At 34.9% G+C, this 384-nt stretch carries 1 protein-coding gene; it reads right to left on the reverse strand.

Annotated elements, in window-relative coordinates:
• On the reverse strand, positions 1-384 hold a 384-nt coding region (locus C1J00_RS48790; RefSeq protein WP_500691509.1), incomplete at both ends, for a radical SAM protein.

Genomic DNA, 384 nt, shown 5'->3' on the forward strand with positions numbered 1-384 from the left:
CGTTAATATTATGTTTACGCAATTTAGCTACACCTTCGTAATACGTTTGCATATCGTGAGCACGATTAATTAAATCAGAGGTCTTTTGATGAACTGTTTGAAGACCAAGTTCCACCCATAAATAAGTACGTTGATTTAGTTCAGCTAAGTATTCAACCACATCATCTGGCAGACAATCTGGACGTGTAGCGATAGATAAACCAATAACTCCTTCTTCTTTTAACACAGGTTCATATTTTTCTTTTAAAACTTCTACAGGTGCATGGGTATTAGTAAATGCTTGGAAGTAAGCAATATATTTACCTTCACTCCATTTTTCATGCATTCGTTCTTTAATTTGTTGGAATTGTACTTCAATTGGATCGGCTCTATTTCCTGCAAAGT

The sequence above is a fragment of the Streptomyces cahuitamycinicus genome (genome assembly GCF_002891435.1).
In the GTDB taxonomy this organism is placed as follows: Bacteria; Actinomycetota; Actinomycetes; order Streptomycetales; family Streptomycetaceae; genus Streptomyces; species Streptomyces cahuitamycinicus.